This is a genomic window from Mariniflexile fucanivorans, assembly GCF_004341235.1.
Classification (GTDB): Bacteria; Bacteroidota; Bacteroidia; order Flavobacteriales; family Flavobacteriaceae; genus Mariniflexile; species Mariniflexile fucanivorans.
Map to the genome: position 1 here is coordinate 209,396 of NZ_SLUP01000003.1, position 24,029 is coordinate 233,424.

General features: G+C 33.0%; 22 protein-coding genes. 12 read left to right on the forward strand and 10 right to left on the reverse strand.

The genetic code is table 11. The features are described 5' to 3' along the window. The 5 genes from EV196_RS07625 to EV196_RS07645 are packed head-to-tail and all read left to right on the forward strand — an operon-like array spanning position 1 to position 5,179. Positions 1 to 921: a hypothetical protein gene (locus EV196_RS07625; protein WP_132217004.1), complete on the forward strand. Its 921-nt coding sequence runs from the start codon at positions 1 to 3 to the stop codon at positions 919 to 921. Further along, a complete protein-coding gene (locus tag EV196_RS07630) occupies positions 914 to 1,636 on the forward strand; it encodes a DUF4129 domain-containing protein (RefSeq protein ID WP_132217006.1) in 723 nt (240 codons plus the stop codon). The genes EV196_RS07625 and EV196_RS07630 overlap by 8 nt, the downstream gene beginning before the upstream one ends. Next, positions 1,629 to 2,849: a DUF4350 domain-containing protein gene (locus EV196_RS07635; protein ID WP_132217008.1), complete on the forward strand. Its 1,221-nt coding sequence runs from the start codon at positions 1,629 to 1,631 to the stop codon at positions 2,847 to 2,849. Before EV196_RS07630 ends, EV196_RS07635 begins: the two co-directional genes overlap by 8 nt. Further along, complete coding sequence (locus EV196_RS07640) at positions 2,849 to 3,847, forward strand: AAA family ATPase (RefSeq protein WP_132217010.1); 999 nt, start codon at positions 2,849 to 2,851, stop codon at positions 3,845 to 3,847. Before EV196_RS07635 ends, EV196_RS07640 begins: the two co-directional genes overlap by 1 nt. Next, positions 3,848 to 5,179 carry a DUF58 domain-containing protein gene (locus EV196_RS07645; RefSeq protein ID WP_132217012.1) on the forward strand — a complete coding sequence of 444 codons (1,332 nt, stop codon included), beginning with the start codon at positions 3,848 to 3,850 and terminating at the stop codon, positions 5,177 to 5,179. It abuts the gene before it with no gap. 57 nt (positions 5,180 to 5,236) lie between these two features. Here the strand turns inward: EV196_RS07645 and EV196_RS07650 are convergent, their stop codons facing one another. Continuing rightward, positions 5,237 to 5,707, reverse strand: coding sequence for a Dps family protein (locus EV196_RS07650; protein ID WP_132217014.1), 471 nt, complete (start codon positions 5,705 to 5,707; stop codon positions 5,237 to 5,239). Positions 5,708 to 5,815: 108 nt separating this feature from the next. Between EV196_RS07650 and EV196_RS07655 the strand changes: the two genes are divergently transcribed. Then, entirely contained in the window at positions 5,816 to 6,760 is a 945-nt protein-coding gene (locus EV196_RS07655) for a hydrogen peroxide-inducible genes activator (protein WP_132217016.1), read from the forward strand. 34 nt (positions 6,761 to 6,794) lie between these two features. Here EV196_RS07655 and EV196_RS07660 read toward each other — a convergent pair whose 3' ends face one another. From EV196_RS07660 to EV196_RS07680, 5 genes are all read right to left on the reverse strand, one after another. Next, complete coding sequence (locus EV196_RS07660) at positions 6,795 to 6,992, reverse strand: hypothetical protein (protein ID WP_132217018.1); 198 nt, start codon at positions 6,990 to 6,992, stop codon at positions 6,795 to 6,797. Between the two features lie 167 nt (positions 6,993 to 7,159). Then, on the reverse strand, positions 7,160 to 9,811 hold the full coding sequence (locus EV196_RS07665; RefSeq protein ID WP_132217020.1) for a T9SS type A sorting domain-containing protein: 2,652 nt from the start codon (positions 9,809 to 9,811) through the stop codon (positions 7,160 to 7,162). A gap of 138 nt (positions 9,812 to 9,949) precedes the next feature. Next, the gene (locus EV196_RS07670; RefSeq protein ID WP_132217022.1) at positions 9,950 to 11,533 is read right to left on the reverse strand and encodes a helix-turn-helix transcriptional regulator; all 1,584 of its coding nucleotides are present in this window, start codon (positions 11,531 to 11,533) and stop codon (positions 9,950 to 9,952) included. A gap of 90 nt (positions 11,534 to 11,623) precedes the next feature. Then, complete coding sequence (locus EV196_RS07675) at positions 11,624 to 12,424, reverse strand: TIGR00266 family protein (RefSeq protein ID WP_132217024.1); 801 nt, start codon at positions 12,422 to 12,424, stop codon at positions 11,624 to 11,626. Between the two features lie 140 nt (positions 12,425 to 12,564). Next, a complete protein-coding gene (locus EV196_RS07680; protein ID WP_132217026.1) occupies positions 12,565 to 13,020 on the reverse strand; it encodes a DUF4442 domain-containing protein in 456 nt (151 codons plus the stop codon). Positions 13,021 to 13,165: 145 nt separating this feature from the next. Between EV196_RS07680 and EV196_RS07685 the strand changes: the two genes are divergently transcribed. The 6 genes from EV196_RS07685 to EV196_RS07705 all read left to right on the forward strand — a co-directional run bounded on the left by EV196_RS07685 (position 13,166) and on the right by EV196_RS07705 (position 17,890). Further along, positions 13,166 to 13,612 (forward strand): DUF4870 domain-containing protein, encoded by a 447-nt coding sequence (locus EV196_RS07685; protein ID WP_132217028.1) that lies wholly within the window; start codon positions 13,166 to 13,168, stop codon positions 13,610 to 13,612. After that, entirely contained in the window at positions 13,613 to 13,744 is a 132-nt protein-coding gene (locus EV196_RS20220; protein ID WP_262711331.1) for a hypothetical protein, read from the forward strand. Positions 13,745 to 13,859: 115 nt separating this feature from the next. Continuing rightward, positions 13,860 to 14,207, forward strand: coding sequence for a PadR family transcriptional regulator (locus EV196_RS07690; protein WP_132217030.1), 348 nt, complete (start codon positions 13,860 to 13,862; stop codon positions 14,205 to 14,207). Continuing rightward, positions 14,200 to 15,996: a PspC domain-containing protein gene (locus EV196_RS07695; RefSeq protein WP_132217032.1), complete on the forward strand. Its 1,797-nt coding sequence runs from the start codon at positions 14,200 to 14,202 to the stop codon at positions 15,994 to 15,996. Before EV196_RS07690 ends, EV196_RS07695 begins: the two co-directional genes overlap by 8 nt. A 242-nt stretch (positions 15,997 to 16,238) precedes the next feature. After that, a complete protein-coding gene (locus tag EV196_RS07700) occupies positions 16,239 to 16,955 on the forward strand; it encodes a head GIN domain-containing protein (RefSeq protein ID WP_132217034.1) in 717 nt (238 codons plus the stop codon). 149 nt (positions 16,956 to 17,104) lie between these two features. Then, positions 17,105 to 17,890 carry a GIN domain-containing protein gene (locus EV196_RS07705; RefSeq protein WP_132217036.1) on the forward strand — a complete coding sequence of 262 codons (786 nt, stop codon included), beginning with the start codon at positions 17,105 to 17,107 and terminating at the stop codon, positions 17,888 to 17,890. Between the two features lie 48 nt (positions 17,891 to 17,938). Here EV196_RS07705 and EV196_RS07710 read toward each other — a convergent pair whose 3' ends face one another. The 4 genes from EV196_RS07710 to EV196_RS07725 all read right to left on the reverse strand — a co-directional run bounded on the left by EV196_RS07710 (position 17,939) and on the right by EV196_RS07725 (position 24,008). Beyond that, positions 17,939 to 19,777 carry a glycoside hydrolase family 13 protein gene (locus EV196_RS07710; RefSeq protein ID WP_243652202.1) on the reverse strand — a complete coding sequence of 613 codons (1,839 nt, stop codon included), beginning with the start codon at positions 19,775 to 19,777 and terminating at the stop codon, positions 17,939 to 17,941. 201 nt (positions 19,778 to 19,978) lie between these two features. Beyond that, positions 19,979 to 20,707: an MIP/aquaporin family protein gene (locus tag EV196_RS07715; protein WP_132217040.1), complete on the reverse strand. Its 729-nt coding sequence runs from the start codon at positions 20,705 to 20,707 to the stop codon at positions 19,979 to 19,981. 68 nt (positions 20,708 to 20,775) lie between these two features. Beyond that, positions 20,776 to 22,269: a glycerol kinase GlpK gene (glpK, locus tag EV196_RS07720; protein ID WP_132217042.1), complete on the reverse strand. Its 1,494-nt coding sequence runs from the start codon at positions 22,267 to 22,269 to the stop codon at positions 20,776 to 20,778. A 161-nt stretch (positions 22,270 to 22,430) separates the two neighbouring features. Further along, positions 22,431 to 24,008, reverse strand: coding sequence for a glycerol-3-phosphate dehydrogenase/oxidase (locus EV196_RS07725; RefSeq protein WP_132217044.1), 1,578 nt, complete (start codon positions 24,006 to 24,008; stop codon positions 22,431 to 22,433). Positions 24,009 to 24,029: the final 21 nt, after the last annotated feature.

Consider the following 24,029-nt stretch of genomic DNA (forward strand, 5'->3'; position numbering starts at 1 on the left):
ATGAACAAACCCTACATAGAATTACGTAACAGAAATGATTTTGGCGAAACCATAAATACCTATTTCCTGTTTCTTAAATACAACTTTAAAAAATACACCAGTTTGTACTTGCGTTACAATGCCGTAAGTATCATTCTTTTAATTGTTGCGTCTTATTTATTAGTCACTGGTTTTATGGGTTTAGCCAGTAGAGATTTTAGATTCGGCATGAATAACGATGGCGACAATACCATTTATTTAATTGCTGGCGCTGTTGTTTTGGTGCTAATTTTGTTCATTACAGCACTTATAAACTATAGCTTTTCAAGCTCTTATATGGCAGAATATGTGAATAGCGAAGGAGAAGTGGAATCTAGAAATGTATGGCAAAATATTAAAAGTAACTTAGGCGCCATCATCCTATTTATATTTTTAGGGATTGGACTTTACATTGGGTATATTATAGTGTCCCTTATTTTTGCTTTCATTCCCTTAATTGGCATGTTTGTACAATACGGACTTAGTTTCCTATTAACTGCTTTTTTTGGATTGACCTTTATGGCTATTTTTTCTAAAAACGAAGGATTAAGCCATGCCCTTTCCGAAGGTTGGTCGTTTACCTTTTCAAGTTTCGGCAAAGTGATTTTGTTTGGTTTGGTGATAGGTATTTTAAACTTAATGATTACCATGCTCATAGTTTCCATTCCTGGTTTTATTATTGGTATTTACGTTTATTTTTCAATAGAAAGCAATGTAGATTTAGCTACCAATGTTTTTGCAAGTATGGTTTTTACCTTGGGTTTTGCCATGTTTTTATTGGCGTTTATTTACTCGCAAGCGTTATCTCAAGTAGCATACAGCGTGTTATATTACAATATTTTTGAAGAGAAAAACAATATTTTCTTAAGGAACAAAATTGAACAAATTGGTGTTAATGACTAAATTTAAATACCATAATACGTTCCTTTCTGTAAGCTTTTTAATGAGTTATGGCTATGCTTTTGCACAAGATAGCATTCAGAAGGATTCTTCAAAAATTCAAGTTACTTATTTTAAAAAAGCCATTAAACAACGTTACAACGGCGACGATTTTAACTACAACATCAACGATACCGGCGGCATCAACTTATTGCAACGCATCTTACAGAAGTTTTTTGGATGGTTAGGTGATATTTTTGGGTTTGATATCGATTTCATAAATTATCAAACCTTAGAATATATTGTATATGGCTTTATGGGTGTGGCTTGTTTGTATTTAGTCATCAAGTTTTTAATGCAATCGCCTGTAAACTCTGTATTTAAAACTGAAACAAAAGATATTGACACCTTTAAATATGTGGAAGAAAACATAAAAGACGTTAATTTTGACACTCTAATTTCTGATGCTTTAAAGGAAAACAACTTCCGTTTAGCAACTCGCTATTTGTATTTAAAATCATTAAAACTGCTTACCAATAAAAACAGTATTGAATGGCATTACGATAAAACGAATAGCGATTACATTAATGAAATTAAAGATGAAAACACCAAGTCTGCTTTCAAGCGTATTTCATATATCTATGACTATGTTTGGTATGGCGAATTCCCTATAGATGAAGCTATTTACACAAAAAATAAATATGATTTCGATAAACTAAACACACTTCAACATGGATAAACCGTCTAAAATAGCATTGTATGCCATTGGAGCAGTTATCGTGTTGATGATGATTGCCGAAATAACCAAACCAAAAGCATTAAACTGGCGAGATTCTTATGCAGCGGCAGATAAAATTCCTTTGGGTTGTTATGTGCTTTTTAATGAATTAAAAGAGGTGTCAAATAAAACTATTAAAACATCTACTAAAACCGCTTTTGAAAATTTAAAAGATGTTGAAACTAATGAAAAAACGGTTAGTCTTTTTATAAATAACGGCATACATTTCGATAAACAAGACTCAGAATCTCTCATTAAATATGTTGAAGATGGCAACTCCGTTTTTATAAGTACCAATTATATATATGGTGTTTTAAGTGATACTTTGAATATTAACATAGGCTCTGATATTTACAACTTCTTTAAAAAACCATCTTTAAATAGTTTTACAAGTACGAGTTTAAAACATAATGAACGCCGCTTTAAAGACGTCATTGAGAATAGTTTTTTCACAAGTCTCGATACTTTAAATGCTATTGCATTAGGTACGACCCATGTTAATAAAACTGAAAAAGATCCAAACGACAGCATACCAGAAACCAATATAAACTTCATAAAAGTTCCTTTTGGCAAGAACAACGGCGCATTTTATATTCATACCAACCCCTTTGCGTTTAGCAATTACCACATGCTAAATGGCAATGATGTTTATGCAGCAACCGTACTTTCTTTTTTACCAAAAAATCAAATTATTTGGGATAATTATTATAAAAGCGGACGAAAAGTAATTACGAGTCCGTTGCGTTTTGTGCTTCAAAACCCAGCGTTAAAATGGGCGTTTTACATCACTTTAATTTCATTACTACTATTTGTAATTTTTAAAGGAAAACGCACCCAACGCATTATACCGGTGGTTGAACCCTTAAAAAATGCTTCCTTAGATTTTACCAAAACTATTGGAGATTTGTATTATCAACATGGTGATTATACTAATATCATCAACAACAAAATTCAATATTTTCTGGAACAGATTCGCTCTAAATACTACCTAAACACCAATGAATTAAGCGAAAACTTCATTTCTAAATTAGCCATAAAATCGTCTAATAAAAAGGAAGATACCAAAGCGTTAATAGATTATATTGTGTATTTAAAATCAAAAAACACACATACAGAACCTGATTTAATTCAGCTAAACAAACTTATAGAAACCTTCACAAAAAACAATATATAATGGAAGAACAACCCATCGAAAATCAAGATATAAATTTTGAAAGTAGACTCGATTTAAAACCGCTTCAAGAACACGTTGAAGCTATAAAAAAAGAAATAGGTAAAATTATTGTCGGTCAAAATGAAATGATTGAATTACTTATCATTTCGTTACTTTCAAACGGGCATGCTCTTATTGAAGGTGTTCCCGGAGTTGCAAAAACCATTACCGCAAAATTATTAGCTAAAACATTGGCTGTAAATTTTAGCCGAATTCAATTCACACCCGATTTAATGCCGAGTGATATTTTAGGAACTTCGATATTCAATGTAAAAACCAACGAGTTTGAATATAAAAAAGGGCCTATTTTTTCGAACATTATTTTAATTGATGAGATAAACCGTGCACCAGCAAAAACACAAGCGGCTTTATTTGAAGTGATGGCAGAACGCCAAATAACGATGGATGGCACCAAATACATTATGGATGCGCCATTTTTAGTATTTGCCACTCAAAACCCTATTGAACAAGAAGGAACATACCGATTACCAGAAGCACAATTGGATCGTTTCCTGTTTAAAATAGATGTGGATTACCCAACAATTGAAAATGAAATTCAGATTTTAATGGACAATCATCAACGACAAGATAGTCTGGATTTTAACGCCGTAATTCCTGTTTTAAATGGGCAACAAATTGCCTATTATCAAAACCTAATTAAGCAAATAGTTGTTGAGAATCATCTTATTACCTATATAGCATCTATTATTAACAACACAAGAACCAATGCAAATTTATATTTAGGTGCATCGCCAAGAGCTTCTATTGCGATTTTGAATGCTGCCAAATCCAACGCAGCCATTCAAGGTCGCGATTTTGTAACGCCCGAAGACATTAAACGCTGCACTAAAGCGGTTTTAAAACACCGTTTGGTTTTAACACCAGAACGCGAAATGGAAGGTTTTACTGTTGAAAAAGTGATTGAGCAAATTTTAGAAACTATTGAGATCCCTAGGTAGTTGAAAAAGTTTTTCAAAAATATCTACTTAAATACACGCTTTTTTATAAGTGTGAGTGTTCTTGTTTTCTTATTTATCCTTGCGTATATATTTCCAGGGTTAGTAGTGATTGCTCAAATGCTGTTTTTTGTTTTTATGTGTTTAGTAGTGGTCGATTTTATTCTCTTATTCAAACAAAAAGGCATGACGGCTTCTCGACTTTTACCCGAAAAACTAAGTAATGGCGATGATAATCCTATTGAAATTTCATTACAAAATAATTACAATTTCACAAGCACATTAAAACTCATTGATGAATTACCCTTTCAATATCAAAAACGTGATTTTGAAATAGATACCACATTAAAAAAACAAGCCAGTAAAAAAATAACATACACCTTACGTCCACTAGAACGGGGTGAGTATTTTTTTGGTAATTTAAACCTTTATGCGAGTAGCCCGATTAATTTAATTTCCAGACGTTTTCAATTTGGAAAAGATGCCATGGTGCCCAACTACCCTTCTTTTTTACAGTTGAAAAAATACATGCTTTTAGCGTTTTCAAATAAAATTTTTGAATATGGTTTGAAAAAAATCCGTCGTATTGGTCATACTATGGAGTTTGAACAAATTAAAGATTACGTGCAAGGGGACGATTTACGAAACATCAACTGGAAAGCAACGGCAAAAAGTAATCGCCTCATGGTAAATCAATACCAAGATGAACGCTCGCAACCCGTTTACAGTGTGATTGATAAAGGCCGCGTTATGAAAATGCCTTTTGAAGGTTTGAGTTTATTGGATTATGCCATCAATGCATCGTTAGTTATTAGCAACGTTGCATTAAAAAAACAAGATAAAGCAGGCCTCTTTTCATTTTCGAGGAAGGTGGAAAATCGTGTGGTTGCAGAACGCAGACCATCGCAAATGAACACTATTCTTGAAACACTTTACAATTTAGATACCGATTTTGTAGAATCTGATTTTTCAAGATTGTATGTTGATGTTAAACGTAATTTGAACCAGCGCAGTTTATTGTTGCTATACACCAATTTTGAAACGTTAGATGCATTGTACAGGCAGCTACCCTATTTAAAAGCTATTGCAAAAAACCATTTGCTCGTGGTTATCTTTTTTGAAAATACCGAGCTGCAAAAACTCACCAAAACAACAGCTATAAACACTTACGATATTTTTGAAAAAACCATCGCCGAAAAGTTTATTTACGAAAAAAAATTAATTGTAAACGAACTTCAAAAACATGGTATTCAAAGTATTTTAACGGCACCTGAACATTTAACCATTAATACTATTAATAAGTATTTAGAGATAAAAGCTCGTGGTTTATTATAAAAAAAGACCTTCCAATGGAACGTCTTTTTTATAATAATTTGTAGTATGTTAAACAGTTTAGCTTAACCAAGCTTTCATCATCCAAACTGTTTTTTCTTGTTCTGAAATAAAATCACTCATCATAGAGTTGGTTCCTTCATCATTCGCTTCACCCGCTTTGTCTAAAATAGCACGTTCAATTTTTAATAATTCTGATAAAGAATCAACAATTAATGTTACTGCTTTTTCATCTTGCGATATATTTTTACCAATTGGTACTTGTGCATTTGCAACATATTCTTCAAATGTATGAAGCGGTGTTTCTCCCAATGTTAATACACGTTCCGCTATTTCATCAACCTTAACATTGGCATCGGTGTATAATTCTTCAAATTTTACATGTAAATCAAAAAAACGCTTTCCTTTAATGTTCCAATGAATACCTCTTAAATTTTGATAATATATTTGAAAGTTTGCTAACAAATTATTCAAATCATTTGCTACATCTTTTGTTTTTTTTGTGTCTAATCCGATACTATTAATTGCCATAAGTTCTATTTATTTAAATATTATACTACAAATATAATTTATAATTTACGTTAATTATAATAGATTTTATTGATAGTTTTTATACTTTTATAGTCTAAATTGATATAAATGACAATTACACAATTATCTTATGTTTTGGCAGTTGCTGAAAACCAAAATTTTACTAAAGCAGCAGAGAAATGTTTTGTTACCCAGCCTACGCTTAGTATGCAAATACAAAAACTTGAAGACGAATTAGATATTCTTATTTTTGATAGAAGCAAAAAACCTATTGAATTGACCGATGTTGGTAAAAAAATAGTTAATCAAGCGAGAAATATTGTAAACGAATCGTACAGAATACAAGATATTGTAGACCAACAAAAAGGCTTTATTGGTGGCGAATTCAAATTGGGTGTTATTCCCACGGTTATGCCAACGCTTTTGCCTATGTTTTTGAAAAATTTCATTAAAAAATACCCTAAAATAAAACTTAAAATAGAAGAATTAACTACTGAAGAAATTATGCTACGGCTTAAAGACGGGCATTTAGATGCTGCTATAGCCGCCACACCTCTAGAAGATGACAATATTAAAGAACGCGTTTTATATTTTGAACCTTTTGTTAGTTATATTCCTAAAAACCACCGATTACATAGTAATGAAAAAATTAATGTGGACGATTTGGATATAAGCGATATGTTACTACTTGAAGATGGACATTGTTTTAGGGATGGTGTTATTAATTTATGCAAAGCATTTAAAGACCAATCTGAGGAGCAATTTCAATTAGAGAGTGGAAGTATTGAGACCTTAATAAAGTTGTCGAATGAAGGTTTAGGAATGACGCTTCTACCCTATTTACATACGCTGGATATGAGTGAAAAAGAGACAAAAAATTTGCGTTATTTTAACGAACCCGTTCCTGCTAGAGAAGTTAGCTTAATTTACCATAAAAGTGAATTAAAAATGCAAATTATTGTAGCATTACAAGATGTTATTTCTGGCATTATTCGCGGTGCTATTAAATTTCAAGATGTAAAAATTATAAGTCCATTAAATTCAAAAAAATAATTTTAAAAAAAAAGCGACCGTTCGGTCGCTTTTTTTATGGTTTTAAATAAATTAAACATTGATTTAATTCTGGGTTTTGCAGTATAAGAGAAAGAATGAACTGTTTGAGATCTTCTAACTCATGAGGAAGCAATCTTTGTGCTGCCTTTTGTACTTCTTTGCAAAACAATGATGCATCAAAACTAACTTTGTTAAGCACAGTTTTAGTATAATCAAGCATTGCTCTTGCCATAATTTTGTAAGGTTTAGGTTAGTAAAAGTAGATTTTTTAATAGGCTTAATCGTTTATTTCCGAATTAAATTTAATAAAAAAACTAATAAGTTTCCAAACTTTAACAAAATTATAAACCCTGAAATAAAATTTCAGGGTTTATAAAAGTAATTAAGTTATGTAATTTACTATTTAATTATGATTTTTTGTAAAGACACGTACTTACTATTTGTCATTCTTACAATATATATTCCAGCAGATACTTGCCCTACATTAATAATATTATTTCCTTGATTTATTTTTCCTTTTTTAACAAAACCACCAACTATATTATAAATCACATAGTCAAATGCTTCGCTATTATTAGGTAATTTTATGTTTAAGTCACCATTACTAACAGGGTTAGGGTATAATTTTGGTGCAAGTACATCATTTGCTTCTAAATTTTCAAGACCTAATGTTAAGTTTGAAATATTTATTTCCCACATACCTCTTCCATATGTGCCAATAAATAATTTTTCACCTAAATAATTAATCTTTAAATCGTTTACAATTACATTTGGTAAATTATCTCCTAATTTATCCCAATTGGTTCCGCCATCAGTTGTAAAGTACACACCAAGTTCTGTACCAACAAACAATTGTTCAGAAGTATAGCCTTGTCTAAATAAAATTTTCTTCATTATAACATTAGGCATATTACCTGAAATATTTGTCCAAGTACTACCGCCATCTGTAGATTTATACACTTTACTACCTGCTAAATAAGCTTTTGCTGTAGCATATATAGTAGTACCATTTGTGCTTGCTCCATCAATAGAAAAAGAATTTATTTCTACACCAGAAGGTTGATTTATAGTGCTCCAAGTTGCACCTCCGTCTGTACTTCTGCGTAAAGCAGTTTCGCCTACAATGGCAACATTATCCCCCTGATTATCAAAACTTAATGGTATTCCCGCACCGGCATTTAGGTCTGTCCATATCGTACTAGCAGCTGGAGTTGGATATAATGATATAGTAGAAATATTCGTTGATTTATAAAAATCATCAAAACCACCATAAGCAATTGTTGAAGTATTGGTATCTAAACTAAAAGGCCAAACAAATTCTCCTGTACCTGGTTTTGGAACTTCATCTCCAAAAAATTCATCTTTAAAACCTGTTGTTCCATAAGATCTAAACAAAGTACCATTAGTACCTCCCATATAACGTATAGAAGTATTGTTATAATCGATAGCAGAACACACGCCATCTCCCGCACCTACACCATACCAAGTACCTCCTTCTTTACTAAACCCATCGTTATCTTGATTTGCCATTAAAAAATCGTCACTATTAGCAACCGTTGGATTAATAGAGATGGCATATATTTGAGTGTTAATAACGCCATTAGTTTTGTAGGTTGTATTTGGAGTCGTTAAATCTGGTGTACTATTAAATTCAATAAAATCAAGTCCTCCATCGTGCGCATCCCAAAAAGAATTCCCATTATTTAAATACCCCATTTGGTGATGGTCACAATGAACAAATACACCAGGTGTTGAACTATTTTTCCAATAGCCATTTAAAGACATATACCAAGTGTCTCCATTATCAATTGAAGTTTGTCCTGCAACTGCCCCTTCCATAAAGAAACCGTTACGTACGGTTAACGCTTGGTTGTAACCATCTTGAGAAGAATATGTTCCAAAAGAATCTGTATCTTCTGCGGTAGCCGGTCTAGGAGTACCTATACTAGAAATGGTTTCATTAACTAAATCTAGCACTTGTAATCGACCATCATTACCTTGAACATAAAATGTTCCTGCATTAGTACCCTCATGATCAACAGCTACAACTTTTTGGTCTTTAGAACCTCCAGATGCTAATAAAACAGACCAAGTATCACCACTGTTTAATGAATAAAATATACCTCCCCAATAATTTGTACAAACTATGTTTGTTCCATGACTCGCCATACGTCCAAATTTACCATCAAATTCATTAAATTTTGAAGTCCAAGTGGTACCACCATCAGTCGTTTTAAGAATATCATTTTTAGCAGCAACAACAACTGTATTGGCATCAATTACAACTAAATGCCCTAACAAACTAGAGTTTCCTGTATCAGATAAATTTCCGGAAAGCCCTGGAGTTGCTGTCCATGTTTCGCCATAATCGACAGATTTGTACACCCCAATGGCATTAAGTGTGCCTGAGCTATCATAATCTCCTGTTGTTGCATATAGAGCTCCAGGAGTTCCCGAAACGGATGATGAACCCTTTATATCTGTGATACCAATACCTGCAAAAGTATCGAACTTAGGTGACCAATTAGCACCATTGTCTGTAGATTTCCAAATACCTCCAGTTGGAGTTCCAACAATAAGTATGTCACCCGTAGAACTTGAATTAGGTGTAACTGCAAACCTCCAAAATGTATTAACACGACCTAATTGTGGTGGTGCAGCATATCCATTTGGATTTGGATTTGTTTGTGGACCAATATTGCTCCAATTAAGTACATTTGTTTTGCTTTGAGTATTTTGCTTTTTGGTTGTTTCTGTATTATTCTCTAACAAACCAGCATTTTCCCATCCTTGTAGCGCTTTAGGAAATGAACCATCAGCATTTACGCGGTCTTTCCAAAAGTATGCCCAACGTTCAAATTGTTTTTCAGCTTTTATATCGGTACGTGTTGCTTTACCTGTAACTTTTTTTGAAGCTGTTTTTTGTTTTGCCTTATTAACTATGTCATAATAATTGCTATTAGGCGTAGAGGGAGCATTTCTATAATCTACGATTTGCGAGTAGCCTAAAACCGATAAAGTAAAAAATAAAAGAGTAATTGTTTTTTTCATAAAAAATGGATTTGAAGTATGTGTTTTGTATAACCAATGCAAATATGAAAAACAACTGATTAATGCTAACTAAAATTAACCACACAATGACCACACGGTACTAATATATTAAGCCATTTTCAAGAAATATAATTAAAATTATTGCTTTAAAACTAAAAGGCTATTTGTTAAGTATTCCACTAAGTTATAGCCTTTCTCTGTGATGTTTAACTTATTACTAATTCGATACCTTTTACCCTCTATTGCTCTTTCTGATGTATTTAAAAAAGCAGCTATTTCTTTACTTTTAAAACCTTTATATAAATAATAGCAAACTATGGTTTCAGAAGCATTAAGTTCAGGATGTTTTAGGGATAATTGATTAAAAAAATCAACATTAAACTCATTTATAATTTCTAAATGATTTTCACTTTTAGATAATAAAGTAGAAGCATTATGATGAATATTTTTATACAACGCTATAATTTGTTCCTGTTGCTTTTGCGTATTCTTTATGTTGGAGATGCTTTTTAATTCTTTCTTTATTTCAACAATATAGCTTTCTATGCCATTTACTTTCACTTTTAGTTTTTCATGGTTATTTTTAAAATAAGTGAATTCATCATTACTTTTCTCAAACTCAGTTATTATTTTTTTTGACTTTTTGACTTTTATTACAAAAAACAATAGTATTAATAGTAAGGCAGATAATATAGCAATAGTCCAAAATATATAATTATTTCTTTTCTTTTGCACTGTTTCTAATTCAGATTCAGAGTTTAAAAGTGAATCTCCAATTTGAAAACTGGCATCCATTATGTTTGTTAACGTTTCTTCTTCAAATAACTTTAAAGAATCTATAAAACTATTTTTTTTATTATAATCCTTTAAATAATCATGATAGTCTATATTAAGTTTGTAATAATTTCTCTCATCATAATCGTTCATAGCATGTCTTAGTTTGCCAGAACTAGAAATATAATATGCGGTAGAATCTATATTTTTATTTTTAAAATAATAACTTGATAAGCGGCCATAAATGGTCACTACATGCGAATTATATAAAGGTTTTGAAATAGAGGGGTTTTTATTTAATGATTTTAACTTATTAAAATATTTATGGCCTTTATTTATATCCTCTAAACCAATATAATTAGATGTTAACATAAATAATGCATACATATAATAATAAGCATCATCTTCTACTGCTTTATAAGCTTCTAAATGTTGTAGAATAAGATCATTACTTTTTCTATAATTACCATTATAAAATTCAACATAAGCAGGCATTTGCTCAACCTCTAACAAACCATTTTTATTATCACTTAGGGTGTAATACTTTTTAGCGCTTTCCAGGTATTTATAAGCCGTAGTATCTTTCTTTACTAAATAGGTATTATAGAAAATTTCCAAAGAAGCCTTACCTGCAATATCATAATTTTTTTCTGATTTGGCATATTTTAAAGCTAAAACATAGTTTTGGTAACGTTTGGAAGTTTCGTTATTTCTATCGTTTATAAGTGCTCTAATATCGTAATAACATGCGATATGACCAGGAATGCTTTCTTTAAGTGGCTTAGGTATAGAATCTAGGTATAAATCTGCGATTTTAGGCGAATCATCCACTTTATTAACTGCTAAATCAATATATTTTAAATAACCTTCTTCATGGCCATTTTGAGAGAACGCAGAAAGGCACCATAAAAAAACAAGTGTTTTAATATATTTAAGGTTAAGGTTCAAATGAAATTTAGCTTAGAGATAATTATAAATTTGATTCAACAAAAATATAACAATAAAAAAACTTTACGCTAAGAAAAAGCTTTACCTAAATTAAAACCTGTTATCACCATCCAAAAGGTTCCCTAAACCTCCTAAAATACTGCCCTCTCCTTTATCTTTTCCACCACCTTGGGGTGCAGACGCCAATACACGACCCGCTAATCTGCTAAAAGGCAACGATTGTATATAAACCGTTCCTGGACCTTGCAGTTTTGCAAAAAACAGACCTTCACCACCAAAAATGGTGTTTTTTATACCGCCTACAAATTCAATATCATAATCGATATCTTGAGTAAACCCAACAATACAGCCCGTATCTACACGCAAGGTTTCACCTCGCTGCAATATTTTTTTTGCCATGGTGCCACCAGCATGCACAAATGCCATACCATCACCTTCAAGTTTTTGCATAATGAAGCCTTCACCTCCAAAAAGTCCGCGACCTAATTTTTTTGAAAACTCAATACCAACGCTCACGCCTTTAGCTGCACATAGAAAAGCATCTTTTTGACAAATGAATTTACCGTTAAACTCGGTTAAATCAATCGGGATTATTTTTCCAGGGTATGGTGATGCAAAACTTACATTTCGCTTACCTGTTAGGTTATTGTAAAAAGCCGTCATAAATAAACTTTCGCCTGTAAGAATCCTTTTTCCAGCCCCAAGAATAGAGCCTAAAAAACCTTCGTTTTTAGTTGAACCATCTCCAAAAATGGTTTCCATTTTAATACCATCGTCCATCATCATAAAACTCGCTGCTTCGGCAACAACGCCTTCTTGTGGGTCGAGTTCTATTTCTACGTATTGCATTTCTTCGCCGTAAATTCTATAGTCTATTTCGTGTGCTGTCATTTTTTTGTGTTTAAAAAGTTTATATGTTTATTAGTTTATATGTTTATATGTTTAAGGAATTGTTACATTTTTTTTGAGGTTTTGGGTTTTGGATGTTAAATTGTGGAATCATTAGAACTTTTTACTATCTAACTTTCAACTTAACTTTTAGCTTTAATGCTCCACTCAAAAACAAAGGTTGAAACTTCTATGCCTTCTTCGTTTACTCCTATAGATTTCATGCTAACGGTTTGCCCCTCTCCTGTTTCAATGGCTTTTTTAAGTGCTTCACCTATTAATGGTCCGTCGTTACAAGTGAAGGTGATTTTACCGGTAGCTTTTTTGGTAAATGTTGCAGAATTTGATGTGACTAACATAGATACTTTTTTTCCTGACTCTTTAATTTTTGTCATCATTAAAGCACCTGTTGCAAATTCTGCTGCCATACCTTGAACTGCCCAAAACATGGAATTAAATGGGTTTTGGTTTATCCAACGATGTTTTACGGATACTACACATTTTTTAGTATCTATAAATTGTGTTCTTACACCACAAAAGTATGCTGAAGGCAACTTAAAAAGCGTGAAAGTGTTTAGTTTTCTGGGAGTTATGTTCATTCAGGATTATTTATTTTTTTACTAAGTTAGGAAAATAATCTGTACCTATAAATGTTAATTTTATGTTAAAATATGGTACTATGCGTAACATAATACCTTTCTAAAGACATATATTTGTATAGGAAACTATTATATGTTTAAAATCATGTTAGATAATCATCAAAAAAACATCGCCACTTTCATTCACTTATCAACCTTTAGTAGGTTTATTATTCCGTTTGGGAATTTTATTGGGCCTATTGTTTTGTGGGTTGCAAACAAGGAAAAATCGGAGTTTGTGGATGAACACGGGAAACAAGCCATTAATTTTCAAATAAGCATGTTATTGTATGCCATTGTTATTGGAACGCTTTCTATTCCTTTTTTTATTTTTAACCTATTTAGCGATTTCGACTTTATAGATTTTAACGGGTTCAACAATTTCCATATTGATATGGGCAAACCATTGGCACTTTTATATATAGGTGGAGCAATGGGTGTATTGGCGGTTATTGCTTTTATAATTGAACTCGTTTTAATTATCAATGCGAGTTTAAAAGCTAGAGATGGTGAATATTACAAATACCCGTTTACTATAAATTTTTTAAAATAAATGGCAAATATGCCCGCGTTAGGGATTGAAGCGGCATCCTTTTTTACCATAGTAAATAGTAGTGATTTTAGATTAAGAGATTGCCACAGAAAATTAGAAATTTTTCTTCGCAATGACGTAAAAAAGATATAGCGGAAAGCCCGACCCGATAGGGTAACGCCAAAAAAACATAAATAAAATTTCATCAATAAATCATCAAAAATCAATCAAAAAATGAACAGTTTCACAAAATTAAACGAATGACACAATGAAGATAGAGAACACAAAAGCACAGATGCGAAAAGGGGTTTTGGAATTCTGCATACTATCGGTCTTAAAGGATGACGATGCCTATGTTGCAGAAATTTTAGGCACCTTAAAAGACGCAAAATTGCTCGTGGTTGAAGGGACTATTTACCCACTACTTACCAGATTGAAAAACGCTGGACTTTTAAATTACCGCTGGGAAGAAAGCACCTCTGGACCACCTAGAAAATACTACGGCTTAACCGAAACAGGCAAGTTATTTTTAACCGAATTAAACACCACGTGGAGCGAATTGCAAAACGCTGTGAACTTAGTAACCAACACCAAAAAACAACAAGAAAATGAATAAAACAGTCAATATAAATTTAGCAGGGACCTTCTTCCATATTGATGAAGATGCTTACTTAAAACTGCAACGTTATCTTGAAGCTATAAAACGTTCATTTACAGACTCTCAAGGTCGTAACGAGATTATTGCAGATATTGAGGCGCGCATTGCAGAACTTTTTAATGAGCGTGTGCAAAATGACCGACAAGTCATCAGAATTAAGGAGGTTGACGAAGTCATTTCCATCATGGGGCAACCAGAAGATTATTTAGTGGACGACGAGATATTTGAAGACGAACCACAAATGGCTTACGAACGAAAATCGTCAGTTTCAAAAAAACTATTTCGAGATACCGACAACTCGTATATTGGTGGTGTAGCCTCTGGTCTGGGGCATTATTTGGGTATTGACACTATTTGGATACGTTTACTATGGGTGTTATTAATTTTTGGAATGGGAACAGGCATCCTTCTGTATATTTTACTTTGGATTTTAGTGCCTGAAGCCAAAACAACAGCCGAAAAAATAATAATGACAGGCGAACCTGTGAACATTAGCAACATTGAAAAAAAAATAAAAGATGGGTTCGATACGGTTTCTGAAACTGTATCGGGTGTTGCTAAAAATGTAAGTGATTCCGTTTCTGGAGCTGCAAAAAATGTACAGGATGCGGCAAAGAGAGCCGATTTCCAAAAGCAAGGAAATAAAATAAAATCGAGTTCAAAAACCTTTTTTGATACCATTGCAGATATTATCATGTTTTTCTTTAAAGTAATAGCTAAATTTATAGGGATCATTTTAATAATGGTGGGTGCCATTGCCTTAATTTCATTAATTATAAGCTGGTTTTCGGTAGGTATTGCAGATATTGTTCACATACCTGGAATGGATTTTGTGCAAATAGCCATTACAGACAATGCCCCCATGTGGTTGGCGTCTTTATTGGTGTTTTTTGCTATTGGAATTCCTTTCTTTTTCCTTTTCTATTTAGGATTGAAAATCTTGATTACCAATTTAAAATCTATTGGTAACATTGCAAAATTTACACTTTTAGGCTTATGGTTGTTTTCTATAATTGCCTTAATAGTTATAGGCTTAAGGGAAGCAAGCGAACATGCTTTTAACGAACATGTTATAGAAAAACAAGAACTTTACATTACCACCAACGATACCTTAAATATTAGAATGGCTGAAAACAATTTAGTAAGAAACCGGTATTCAAGACATGATTCGTTTAAAATAGCAAACAATGAAAATGGTGATAAGACTATTTACAGTTCAGATATTAGTATTACGGTGAAATCGACAACCGACTCTTTAGCATCCATAAGTATTGAAAAAAGTGCCGATGGCAGAGACTATGAAAAAGCAATGGCGCGTGCTAAAAATATAAATTACATCTATACCTTTAAAGGTAATCAATTGTATTTAGACACTTATTTATCAACACTCTCGAAAAATAAATTTAGTGATCAAGAAGTTGAAATCGTTCTTTATTTACCTGTGGGGAGCCATGTAAAATTCAACAATAACACAAATAATTATTTAAGTTATGGCATGCCATCAAACTACGCCAACCATTATTTAAAAGTTACTGAAGAAGGTGTAACATGCGATTCATGCGAAGAAGATGAAAACGAATTTGAAGTAAATATTGATATGCCCAATATAAAGATTGACGAAAATGGTATTGAAATTAAAGGTGATAAAAGCCATTTAAAAATTAACGATGAAGGCATTAATGCCGAATCGGAAGAAGTGAAAGTAAAAATTGATGGCGACGGTGTAAATATTAAATCTGATAAATAAACAATTCAGCATTAAAAAACAACAGTTCAGATATTTAAGTTACTAATCAATAACAAGAAATAAGATATTTGAATAACAAAATAATCATCAACCGAGGTTGTCTGAAAAGTGTAATTCTGTGTCATATTGAACTTGTCGAAATATTTTTAAATTATTGATAATCAATATCAATTTCGACAAGCTCAACCTGACAAAGCAAATACAAAAACACTTTTCAGACAACATAAAAAAAACGAACAGTTATGACAACTTTAGTAAAAATTATAGTAGCAACCATAGTAAGTTTAAGTTTATTTTCTTGCAATTTTAATTATGGCGTAAAAGGCAATGGACATGTTACTGTAGAAAACCGCCCAATAAATAAACCATTTACAGCAATAAATGCATCGGAAGGTTTAGATGTGTATTTAACCCAAAGCGATGACGCAAGTATAAGCGTTGAAGCCGATGACAATTTACAAGAACTTATTATAACCGAAGTTATAGATAACGTTTTAAAAATTCATACTAAAGAAAATATTGGAAGTTGCACCTCTAAAAAAATTATAGTAAGCTTTAAAGACGTTACCAGCATTACAGCTACCAGTGGCAGCGACGTAAAATCTACAAATACCTTTATTATTAAGGATTTGAATTTAGAAACTACAAGTGGTAGCGACATGAATTTAGATGTTAATACTGTTTCTCTAAACTGTAAATCTACCAGCGGCAGCGATTTAATACTTTCTGGAAAAACCATCAAGCTTATTGCAGAAGCCACCAGTGGCAGTGCTATAGAAGCAGCCGATTTAATAGCGGAATCTAGCCAAGTTACAGCAACAAGTGGTGCCGATATTACGGTAAATACCTCTAAAGAATTAACGGCAAATGCTACTAGCGGTGCCGATATTAAATATTTAGGAAACCCTGAAGTAGTGAATAAAAGCGATAGTTCTTCAGGCAGTATTAAAAAACAATAAGTATTTAAAAACAAGTATTTTAAAACCATCGCTTACTTAATTTAAGTTTGAGGTGGTTTTTTGTTTATATTTGTTTATAACGTCATATTTTGCAACCCATGCACAAACAAATTCTCACCACTATACTGTCTTTAATTTTATGTTTTTCAATGGCTTCACAAACTATTGAAAAAGTTAAAGGAAATAAAAATGTGACCATTATACAAACTGAAATCGATCCGTTTGATACTATTATTGTTGATGAAGATTTTGATATTGAAATCATTTACAACAGTGTCCCTTCCGTTACTATTGAAACTGATGAAAACCTACATGAATTTATAAAATTTTACGTTAATAATGGAGTTTTAAGCTTTGATAAAACCACTAGAATCACCTCCAAAAAAAGATTGAATATTACGGTTAATTACGATGATACTCTAAACACCATAAAAACTACCGATTCGGGTGAAATACTATCGTTAACCACCATGAATTTGGAAAATACCTTACTTATAGCCGAGGGCTCATCAAAAGCCGGTTTAACTATAAAAACAACGAATTTTGAGTTTCAAAGCAACGGAAAATCAAAAGTGAAACTTAATTTAACCTGCGATAATGCTAAACTTAATTTAACAGATCATGGTAAATTAGATGCCTTAGTGTATTCTCCTGTAACCCAGGCAGACTTATATCAACGCGCAAATGCTACCCTTGAAGGGGAAACCAATGAATTTAAATTAAGAACCGATAATTACTCACAATTTAATGGTAAAAATTTTACAGCTACAACCTGTAATACTTTAAACGAAATGTCTAGTGATGCGTATTTAGAAGTGGTAGATACGATAACTATTGATGCTTCTGGCAGTAGTGGTATTTACCTATATGGCGACCCGAAAATTATTATAAACAAACTTGGTAATACTTCTAAAATTCAAAAGAAAGAAAAATAAAAAACTGCTATCGAGTTTATAAAATTCCAAAAAAGATAAAATTCTAAATCATAAACAAGTTGTAAGCATTATAATGCCTCTTGAATTAAGTAACATATCTTCTTCCCAAAGAAAAATATCACTGGTTACAATGTTTTTTAGACTTTTTCCGTGTAAACCTATTTCATCAAAATGTTTTAAATTGATAGTAATTGGTTCTACATTCTTATTAATAATTACAACAACCGTTTCATCTTCAAAAATTCTAAACAGCAAATAAGTACTATTAAATGGTGCAAAATGAATGGTTTTTCCTTTATGGATGGCTTTACTGTTTTTACGGTACAATAATATCTGTTTTACAAAACCTTGCATATCTATTTGTGCATCGTTTAAACCTTCACCCGTAAAAGCATTAACGGGATCGCCTTCCCAACCACCAGGAAAATCGGTACGAATTAATCCGTGGTCGCCTGGGCTAGCCGAGTCATTCATCAAAATTTCTGTTCCGTAATATATTTGAGGAATTCGAGGTAGTGCCAAAATATAGCCTACTGCGGTTTTGGTATTAACCAAATCTTCCTTTAATTGAGTGTAAATACGACTCATATCATGGTTATCTGGAAATATCATAATGTCCTTGGGTGTGGCATAGTGAAAATCGTTTGCCAAACCTTCATACATTTTAACCAAACCCGTATCCCAACCTTCAGGTTCATTCAAAGCATTTACAATTTGACGTTGCATAGGAAAATCCATGGGCGATTTTAAGTTCGATTTATACCCATCTCTATTTATAGCACCCTGTTGCCAATAACCAATAATTAAGGGATTATAGCTCCATTCTTCTCCAACAATGCTAAAATTTGGATATTGTTCCATAATGGCTCCAGCCCACTCGCTCATAAATTCTTTATCAGAATACGGGTAGGTATCTTGACGAATCCCGCCCAAACCTGCTGTTTCAATCCACCAAATACTATTTTGAATAAGATACTTTGCCATAAATGGATTGCGTTGATTTAAATCGGGCATTCCAGACATAAACCAACCATCGTTCATTTCTTCCTTGTCTTTTTTAGATGAATAGATATCTTGATTACTTGTTCGCCTATGGTTGGATGTAATAATTGCTTTTTTATCCCAAGAATCCCTGTTTTCTTCGTAGTCTTCTTGGTAATTCACCCAATCATGAAAAGGTAATTCCTTCATCCACCAATGTTCCAATCCGCAATGGTTTGCCACTTGGTCCATAATAAGTTTTATACCTTTTTCTTTGGTTTTTTGTGCTAATTCCAAATAGTCATTTAAAGTTCCAAATCGTGGATCCATTTCATAAAAATCGGTCATAGCATAGCCGTGATACGATCCACTGGGCATGTTGTTGGTTAATACAGGGCACGACCAAATAGCGGTGAACCCCATACTTTCTATATAATCTAAATGATTTATAATACCTTGAATATCGCCACCGTGACGCGCGTAATTGTCGGCTCTATCAATCGTTTTTTCTAATAAATTTTCATGAATATCGTTGAAAGGGTTTCCGTTTGAAAACCGATCGGGCGTGATGAGATAAATAACATCCGAACTATCAAAACCTATATAATCTTCAGCCGGTTTTATTCTAGATTTCAGCTCATAGGTTTGTTCGATTACATCGCCATTATCAAACTTAAATACGATATTGAATTCTCCTACTCTTGTGGTTTTATCAATATATAAATCTATGAATAAGTAATTATCGCTATCTCCCTTATGTACTTTTTTTATAGTAACACCTAAATAATTTATTTCTGGTACGGCAGTTCCTATCATTGGATGTTTTACCAACAATTGGAGTTCTGAATTTTTAAAACCTACCCACCAATTTGAAGGTTCAATACGTTCAATATCATTATGTTTCACTATTGTAGTATATTTAAGAGCTAAATTCTATATAAATAAACAGCTTTAAAACTGTTATACAAATAATAAATATACCACTTACTTATATTTATTTATATGAAATTGTATAAATAGATGCTATTTTTAATAAAAACTCTAAAAAAAGTACTTTAAAAAAACAGATTGTTCCTCTTTTTTCTGTTAAAATGATATATAAAATTACTACGACAACACCAACATTAACAAAGCTGCTATGGAAGCTCCAATGATGGGTCCCAAAATAGGAATCCATGAATAACTCCAATCACTTGGAGCTTTATCTTTTATTGGTAAAAGTGCATGCATAATTCGAGGACCTAAATCTCTTGCTGGATTGATAGCATAACCTGTGGTACCACCTAGCGATAACCCGATGGCCCAAACTAAAAAAGCAACCGGTACTGCCCCTAAAGAGCCTAAACCAATAATAGTTTGTGTATCATTAATAGTGGCATTTGTAAAATATAAAATGGTGAAAATCAATACAAACGTGCCCACTATTTCACTAATTAAATTTGAAAACGTATTCCGAATTGCCGGTGCGGTACAAAAAACGGCTTTTTTTGAAGCCCCATCTTCGGTTGCATCAAAATGATTTTTATAAACCAACCAAACGGTTGAAGCACCTAACATAGCACCCAGCATTTGCGCTAAGATATAAGCAGGTACCGATTCCCAGGGGAATTTACCGGCTATAGCTAACCCAATACTAACGGCAGGGTTTATATGTGCACCGCTATAAGGACCGGTTACCACCACCGCCACATAAACAGCCAATGCCCAACCTGCAGTAATAACAATCCACCCACTATTATTACCTATTGTTTTATTTAAAACTACATTGGCAACTACGCCACCTCCCAATAAAATAAGTAAGGCTGTACCAATAATTTCTGCTATAAATGGTGTCATAATATTTACGATTTACGTGGGTTGATTTACGATTTTTTAATTATTAATTGTTAATTGTCAATTGTTAATTACAACTTGGTCCAATATTCTAAAGCATCAATAGCTTTATACCAACCTTTAATTTCTTTTTCAATGGTGGTTCTTTCTGTTGTAGGATGATAACTCATATCTGTTTGCCATATTTCTTGAATTTCTTCTGGGTTTTTCCAATATCCAACGGCTAATCCTGCTAAAAAGGCTGCTCCCATAGCGGTGGTTTCTACAACTTTAGGACGTACTGTTACCGTATTTAACACATCTGCCTGGAATTGCATGAGCGTATTATTAACAGTGGCACCGCCATCTACCCGTAATTCTTTTATAGAAATTCCAGAATCGGCTTCCATGGCTTTTAGAACATCCATGGTTTGATAGGCAATAGATTCTATGGCTGCACGTGCAATATGGGCATCTGTACTACCACGGGTAAGTCCAAATATGGTTCCTTGGGCATGTTGGTTCCAATGGGGAGCACCTAAACCTGCAAAGGCCGGAACAAAATAAACACCATCAGAACTTTTAACAGAACCCGCTAGTTTTTCAACATCATCAGAGGTTCTTATAATTTTCAAACTATCTCGCAACCATTGTACAACAGCACCAGCAATAAAAATACTTCCTTCTAATGCATATTGTGTTTTGCCGTTTATTTTCCATGCAACTGTGGTTAATAAATTATTTTTTGACACTATGGGCTTTTCACCAATATTCATTAACATGAAACACCCGGTGCCATAAGTGTTTTTTACCATACCTGGTTTTGTACACATCTGCCCAAATAAAGCAGCTTGTTGATCGCCTGCTATTCCAGAAATAGGAATTTTAGCATCATAAAAAGTTGATTTTGTATGACCATACACTTCACTAGACTGCTTCACTTCTGGTAACATACTTTTGGGTATAGTGAACAATTCTAACAATTCATCATCCCAATCCATTGTGTTGATGTTGAACAGCAAGGTTCTTGATGCATTTGAGACATCGGTTACGTGTTGGTCGCCTTTTGTGAAATTCCAAATTAACCAGGTGTCAATAGTTCCTAGAATTAAATCGCCCGCTTCTGCTTTCTCTCTAGCACCTTCCACATGGTCTAAAATCCATTTTACTTTAGTTCCAGAAAAATAGGCGTCGATTACCAGACCTGTTTTCGTTCTTATAATATCGCTTTTACCTTGTTTTTTGAGTTCATCACAATAGTCGGCGGTTCTTTTATCTTGCCAAACTATTGCATTATAAACGGGCTTACCTGTATTTCTATCCCAAACCACCACCGTTTCACGTTGATTCGTGATTCCAATAGCTGCCATATTTTCAACACTTAAACCTTTTTTTGCAATGGCTTCGGCTGCAACACCTGCTTGTGTAGACCAAATTTCATTAGGGTCGTGCTCTACCCAACCTGGTTTAGGAAAATATTGTGTAAACTCTTTTTGGGCGACAGATACAATGTTTCCTTTTTTATCAAAAACAATGGCGCGTGAACTGGTTGTTCCTTGATCTAAGGCTAATATATATTTTTCCATAGTAATTAGTTTTTAGTTGTTGGTTGCTGGTTTTTGGTTTTTGGTTTTTGGTTGTTGGTCGTTGGTTGTTGGTTGCTGGTTTTTTGTTTTTGGTTGCTTGTTAAATCGATACACAGTCGGCTTTATAAGTCCACGACATACCACTTAACTTTATATGTTGATTATAAAACATATTGATTGGCAATTTTTGTAAATTCATTAATTTGATGTAGTTCCCATACATCATCTTTATCTAATTCCTTAGCCAATATTTTTGCTACCATAGGAATTATTTCTAAAGTGGCTCGTGCATCTAAAAACAAGGTGCGCACGCGTCTGGCTAAAATGTCTTCTACGGTTCTTGCCATTTCAAATTGAATGGCCCAAATAATTTCTGCTTTGGTATATGGCAGTCGTGCATGCAAAGTATCGCCTAATTCTGGAGTTTCCCTAATTAGATTTTGAATTCCCTCTTGATCACTTCCATAAATATATAGATGTTGTGTTTTATCAATAGATTCTGTGGCGCCATGAATTTTCACATCTTTAGTTTTACAAGAAACATGTTCTAATTTTCCTATTGAAATGGCTTTATTCATGGTGTCTTGGGCCATTCTTCTGTAGGTTGTCCATTTACCTCCGGTTATGGTTATTAATTCAGAATTTGAAATAATAATTTTATGGCTTCTTGAAATTTCCTTTGTTTTTTCAGATTTATCTTTTGGGGCAGCCAATGGTCTTAACCCAGCAAAAATGCTTAAAACATCGTCTTTACTGACTGTTTTAGTGAGATAATAATTTGCCGTATTCAAAATAAAATCCACTTCTTTATCTAACGCTTTGGGCTCTAGACTATGGCTATCAAGCAAGGTATCTGTAGTACCAACCACCACTTTGTTATGCCATGGCACTAAAAACAACACCCTACCATCAGTAGTTTTAGGAATCATAATGGCATCGTTTCCTGGCAAAAAAGATTTATCTAAAACCAAATGAATTCCTTGACTAGGACGTACAATATTCTTAGATTCTGAATTATCCATTTTCAAAATTTCATCGGTAAAAACACCAGTCGCATTTATTACTACTTTAGCGTTTAAAGTATAAGAAACCTTAGTTTCGGTATCTTCTGCCACCACACCATTTACTATACTGTTGTTATCTTTTAATAACTGATTTACTTTAAAATGGTTTAAAACAGTTGCTCCCTGTTCTATAGCCGTTTGCGCAATATTTACTGCTAAACGGGAGTCATCAAATTGCCCATCATGATATACCACACCCCCTTTAAGTTTTTCGTTTTTAATGGTACTTAATCTTGAAAGTGTTTCTTTTTTATTGATTCGAATCGATGTTCCAAAACTTAGTTTACCAGCCAAAGCATCATAAATTTTAAGTCCAATGGTATATTTAATCGTATCAAACCAATTATAATTTGGAATTATAAAAGACTGATTATTTACTAAATGTGAGGCATTTTTAAGCAGTAACCCGCGTTCGTATAAAGCTTCCTTAACCAAATCGATGTTACCTTGTGCCAAGTAACGAACGCCTCCATGAACCAGTTTGGTACTTCTGCTAGATGTTCCTTTTGCAAAATCCACTTGCTCCAATAATAGTGTTTTAAACCCTCGGGTGGCACTATCCAAAGCAATACCCAATCCCGTGGCGCCTCCACCAATAATAATCACATCCCAACTGGGAGTTTGCTCTATTTGCCTTATTAGTGTGGCTCTTTTAAAAATGTCGTTCTGTTTCAATGGAGTCTTTTTTTAATATGA